The following is a 4,980-nucleotide window of genomic DNA, read 5'->3' on the forward strand; positions in this document are numbered from 1 at the left end:
CCGGTGGGGGGGCCGTGGGCGCGCCCCCCCCCCCCGCCCGCGGGGCCGGCCCCGCCGCTACCGGTATCACCGGGCATGCGCGTTGCCCAAGGGAATGCCGGGCCATGCCCGTTTCCCCAAGGTAGCGCCGGGCCATGCCCGGCGGAATCCTGAAGGGTTAAGCGGCTGTCTCATCCAATGAGACCCGCTGTCCGTAGGTTTCCTCAATGGAAACCATCCGCAAGCTGGCCATCCTGGCCGACGCCGCCAAGTACGACGCCTCCTGCGCCTCCAGCGGCGCGGGCAAGCGTGATTCGCGCGCCAGCGGCGGCATCGGCAGCACCGAAGGCATGGGCATCTGCCACAGCTACACGCCCGATGGCCGTTGTGTGTCGCTGCTGAAGATCCTGCTGACCAACTTCTGCATCTACGACTGCGCCTACTGCGTGAACCGCGTGTCCAGCAACGTGCCGCGGGCGCGCTTCAGCGTGGACGAAGTGGTCGCGCTGACCCTGGACTTCTACAAGCGCAACTACATCGAGGGCCTGTTTCTTTCCAGCGGCATCATCCGCAATGCCGACTACACCATGGAACAGATGGTGGAAGTGGCGCGGCAGCTGCGCGAGGAACACCGCTACGCCGGTTACATCCACCTCAAGACCATTCCCGAGGCCTCGCCCGAGCTGCTGGCCAGTGCCGGGCGCTATGCCGACCGGCTGTCGATCAACGTGGAGCTGCCGACCGAGGCCGGCCTGAGCGCGCTGGCGCCGGAAAAGACCGTGCAGTCGATCCGTGGCGCGATGGGCGAGCTGCGCTGGCGCATCGAGGAGGCCAAGGAGGCACGCAAGGCGCCGGCCGTGGTTGCGCCGGCGGCCACCCGCAGCGCGCGCCCTCGCCCGCCGCGCTTCGCCCCGGCCGGGCAAAGCACGCAGATGATTGTCGGCGCCGACGGGGCCAACGACCAGCAGATCCTGGCCAGCGCCGATGCCCTGTATGGCAACTACCGCATGCGCCGGGTCTACTACTCGGCCTTCAGCCCCATTCCCGATGCCAGTCGCCAGCTGCCCCTGCAGCCGCCACCCCTGCAGCGCGAGCACCGCCTGTACCAGGCCGACTGGCTGCTGCGTTTCTACGGCTATGGCGTGGAGGAGATCACCGACACCACCCAGGACGGCATGCTGGACCTGGACATCGACCCGAAGATGGCCTGGGCGATCCGCCACCCCGAGCGTTTCCCGGTGGATCTGAACCGCGCGCCGAAGGAACTGCTGCTGCGCGTGCCCGGGCTGGGCGTGCGCAACGTGAAGCGGGTGCTGATGGCGCGCCGGCATGGCCGCCTGCGGGTGGCCGACGTGGCCCGGCTGAAGGCACCGATGAGCAAGCTTCTGCCGTTCGTGCTGCTGGCCGACCACCACCCGCACAAGGCGCTGGATGATCCGGCGGCGTTGCGCGCGCAACTGGCCCCGCCACCGCGCCAGGGCTCGTTGTTCGATGCACCGCCCGCCGCCTGACGCGCAGCGCTGGTCACTGCGGGTGGACCCGCCGTGGTCGCTGGAGGCCTGGCGGGATGCCGCGCGCGAGGCCCTGCTGCGCGGCGTGGCACCGGCGCAGCTGGACTGGCTGGAAGGCAGCGATGCCTCGCTGCTGGATGCACCTTCCGTGCAGAGTGCCGCCCTGCCCGCCGACGCCAGCGCGCCCAACGTGCCACGCGACTTCATGGAGCTGGCGGCGACCTGCCTGTGCCACCGCGAGCCGCAGCGCCTGGCCCTGCTGTACCGGCTGCTGTGGCGCATCGCCCATGGCGAACGCAGCGTGCTGTCCAATCCGGCCGATGCCGACGTGCTGCGGGCGATGGCCCTGGCCCAGGCGGTGCGCCGCGACACCCACAAGATGAAGGCCTTCGTGCGCTTCCGCGAGGTGCCCGGCCAGGCCGATGCCTTCATTGCCTGGTTCGAGCCGGACCACAACATCGTCGAGCGGGTCGCGCCGTTCTTCGCGCGACGCTTCGCTGGCATGCGCTGGGCCATCCTCACCCCCGGCCGCAGCGTGCACTGGGATGGCCAGGCGCTGGCGTTCGGGCCCGGCGCCCGCCGCGAAGATGCGCCGGCCGAGGATGCGCGCGAATCGCTGTGGCAGACCTACTATGCCAGCATCTTCAACCCGGCCCGGTTGAACACCCGGATGATGCTGCAGGAGATGCCGGCGCGGTACTGGCGGCACCTGCCGGAGGCACAGCTGCTGCCCGGGCTGGTGCGCGATGCCGCCGATCGCGTGCAGGAAATGCACGACCGGCCCGCGCAGGCACCGCAGCGGAAGATTCCGCAGCGGCCGGCGCTGGCACCGTCCGCCTCCGGCGCCGACAGCCTAGAGGCACTGCGCGCGCAGGCCGCTGGCTGCCGGCAGTGCCCGCTGTGGGAGCCGGCCACCCAGGTGGTGTTCGGCCAGGGCCCGGCCGATGCGCGGGTGATGGTGATCGGCGAGCAACCCGGCGATACCGAGGACCTGTGTGGCCGGCCCTTTGCCGGGCCGGCCGGCCAGCTGCTGGACCGTGCCCTGGCCGAACTCGGCATCGACCGCGCCACGCTGTACCTGACCAATGCGGTCAAGCATTTCCACCACGAGCGGCGCGGCAAGGTCCGCCTGCACAAGCGGCCGGAAAGCCGCCATGTGCGCGCCTGCCAACCGTGGTTGCTGGGCGAGATCGCGCGGGTGCGGCCGCAGCTCATCGTCTGCCTGGGCGCCACGGCCGCCGCGTCGGTGTTCGGCGCGGGTTTCCAGCTGTCGCGCGACCGCGGGCGCTGGCACACGCTGGAAGACGGCACCCGCGGCTACGCCACCGTGCACCCGGCGTGGGTATTGCGGCAGGGCGATGACGTGCGACGCGAAGAGGCCTACCGGCTGTTCCGCGATGACCTGCGCCGTGTGCGGGAGGACGACGCGGAATCCGCCGGGAATGGCCCGGCGCTGCCACCGACGTCCGACCGGTAGCGCCGGGCCACGCCCGGCGCGCGAAGCGGCTTGTCAGGCGGCGTCGGGCTGGTTTTCCGGGCGGGCGCGGTCGAAGGCGTCCAGTGCCAGGCAGGCGGCCTCGATGCGGCGCAGGGTCGGGTACGGGGCCAGGTCCAGACCGAAGCGGTGCGCGTTGTACAGCTGCGGCAGCAGGCAGATGTCGGCCAGGCCGGGGCGGTCGCCGTGGCAGAAGATGCCGGTATCGGCACTGCCCGCGAGCATCGACTCCATCGCCGCAAAGCCGTCGGCCATCCAGTGCAGGGTCCACTGCGTGCGTGCGTCGGCCGGTGCTTCCAGGCGGCGTTCGAGGTACTGCATCACCCGCAGGTTGTTGATCGGATGGATATCGCAGGCCACCAGCTGGGCCAGTGCCCGCACCCGCGCGCGGCCGACCGCATCGGCCGGCAGCAGCGGCACCTGCGGGAAGCGCTCGTCGAGGTACTCGAGGATCGCCAGCGACTGGGTGAAGGTGTGCCCCTCATGCAGCAGCGCCGGCACCAGCTGCTGCGGGTTGAGCGCGGCATAGGCGTCGGCATGCTGCTCGCCTCCGTCACGCACCAGGTGCACCGGCCGGCCCTCCCAGGCCAGGCCCTTCAGGAACAGGCCGATGCGCACGCGGTAGGCGGCGCTGGATCGCCAGTAGGTGTACAGCACGAGGCCGTCGTCAACCAGGATGTCCATCGCCGCCTCCATGCTCAGGGTCTGGCCGCCTGTTCAATGCGCTGTTCGATCGCACCGAAGATGCTGTTGCCGGCGGCGTCGAGCATCTCGATACGCACCACGTCACCGAAGGACATGAAGGGCGTGCTCGGCTTGCCGTCGCGCAGGGTTTCCACGGTGCGCTGCTCGGCGAAGCAGGAGGCACCCTTGCTGGTGTCCTCGTTGGCGATGGTGCCCGAGCCGACGATGGTACCGGCGCCCAGCGGACGGGTTTTCGCCGCGTGCGCGACCAGCTGGGCGAAGTTGAACTGCATGTCCACGCCCGCTTCCGGCGCACCGAACCACTGGCCATTGATGTGGGTCAGCAGCGGCAGGTGCACCTTGCTGTCCTGCCAGGCGGTGCCCAGTTCATCGGGGGTGACGAACACCGGCGACAAGGCCGAGCGCGGCTTGGACTGCAGGAAACCGAAACCCTTGGCCAGTTCGCCGGGGATCAGGTTGCGCAGCGAGACATCGTTGACCAGGCCGACCAGCTGGATGTGGCCAGCGGCCTGTTCCGGGGTGGCGGCCATCGGCACGTCGTCGGTGATGACCACGATCTCGGCTTCCAGGTCGATGCCGTACTCCTCGCTGACCACCTTGACCGCATCGCGCGGGCCATAAAAGCCGGCGCTGGTGGCCTGGTACATCAGCGGATCGGTGTAGAAGCTTTCCGGCACCTCGGCGCCACGGGCGCGGCGCACGCGCTCGACGTGCGGCAGGTAGGCGCTGCCATCAACGAATTCGTAGGCACGCGGCATCGGCGCGGCCAGCGCCTGCGGGTCGAGGTCGAAGACGCCATCGGCGTCGCCGGCGTTCAGCGATTCGTACAGGGCGTTCAGGCGCGGGGCGATGTGGCTCCAGTCCTCCAGGGCCTGCTGCAGGGTGGCGGCAATGCCGGTGGCGCGCACGCCGTGGCGCAGGTCACGCGAGACGACGATCAGGGTGCCGTCGCGGCCGCCTTCCTTCAAAGAACCAAGCTTCATGGGTGGGTGTCCGGAGTCGTGGGCAAACAAGTTTCAAGTGTAATCAAATGCGCGGTGTAGCCAAGCTGCAGCGCGGCATCGGCCCACCCTACCGTAGTGGGGCGGTCGGCAGGGCTTGCAGCCCTGCACCTGCAGAGGCAAAAGCCGAAGCAAGATCAAAAGCGGGGCTGGTTTTCTGCTGGTTGGGCGAGGCGGGTCCGGTGGCAGGGGCGTGAGCCGCCCACCCACACCGCCCCACCCCCGACAAAATCCTGCGGCGGCTGTTGGTGGGTGGGCCCCCGGGGGGGGGGCCAAGCGGAGAGAAAAA

4 protein-coding genes are annotated in these 4,980 nt (G+C 69.9%); 2 read left to right on the plus strand and 2 right to left on the minus strand.

Annotated elements, in window-relative coordinates; genetic code table 11:
• The first annotated feature begins 206 nt into the window (after window positions 1-206).
• Both IAE41_RS21765 and IAE41_RS21770 read left to right on the plus strand, forming a co-directional pair.
• The gene (locus tag IAE41_RS21765; protein WP_200734533.1) at window positions 207-1,490 is read left to right on the plus strand and encodes a putative DNA modification/repair radical SAM protein; all 1,284 of its coding nucleotides are present in this window, start codon (window positions 207-209) and stop codon (window positions 1,488-1,490) included.
• Window positions 1,471-2,967, plus strand: a complete 1,497-nt coding sequence (locus tag IAE41_RS21770; RefSeq protein ID WP_200734534.1) for a UdgX family uracil-DNA binding protein — start codon at window positions 1,471-1,473, stop codon at window positions 2,965-2,967. The genes IAE41_RS21765 and IAE41_RS21770 overlap by 20 nt, the downstream gene beginning before the upstream one ends.
• Before the next feature lie 33 nt (window positions 2,968-3,000).
• Here IAE41_RS21770 and maiA read toward each other — a convergent pair whose 3' ends face one another.
• Both maiA and IAE41_RS21780 read right to left on the minus strand, forming a co-directional pair.
• Window positions 3,001-3,669, minus strand: coding sequence for a maleylacetoacetate isomerase (gene maiA / locus IAE41_RS21775; RefSeq protein WP_200734535.1), 669 nt, complete (start codon window positions 3,667-3,669; stop codon window positions 3,001-3,003).
• Window positions 3,670-3,683: 14 nt separating this feature from the next.
• The gene (locus IAE41_RS21780) at window positions 3,684-4,673 is read right to left on the minus strand and encodes a fumarylacetoacetate hydrolase family protein (RefSeq protein ID WP_200734536.1); all 990 of its coding nucleotides are present in this window, start codon (window positions 4,671-4,673) and stop codon (window positions 3,684-3,686) included.
• Window positions 4,674-4,980 lie beyond the last annotated feature (307 nt).

The sequence above is a fragment of the Stenotrophomonas sp. S39 genome (assembly GCF_016624665.1).
In the GTDB taxonomy this organism is placed as follows: domain Bacteria; phylum Pseudomonadota; class Gammaproteobacteria; order Xanthomonadales; family Xanthomonadaceae; genus Stenotrophomonas.

What these genes read in the sequence shown, in the direction of transcription:
- IAE41_RS21765 (WP_200734533.1), top strand. Translation starts at nt 207, where the DNA reads ATGGAAACCATCCGCAAGCTGGCCATCCTGGCCGACGCCGCCAAGTAC.
- IAE41_RS21770 (WP_200734534.1), top strand. Translation starts at nt 1,471, where the DNA reads ATGCACCGCCCGCCGCCTGACGCGCAGCGCTGGTCACTGCGGGTGGAC.
- maiA (WP_200734535.1), bottom strand. Translation starts at nt 3,669, where the DNA reads ATGGACATCCTGGTTGACGACGGCCTCGTGCTGTACACCTACTGGCGA.
- IAE41_RS21780 (WP_200734536.1), bottom strand. Translation starts at nt 4,673, where the DNA reads ATGAAGCTTGGTTCTTTGAAGGAAGGCGGCCGCGACGGCACCCTGATC.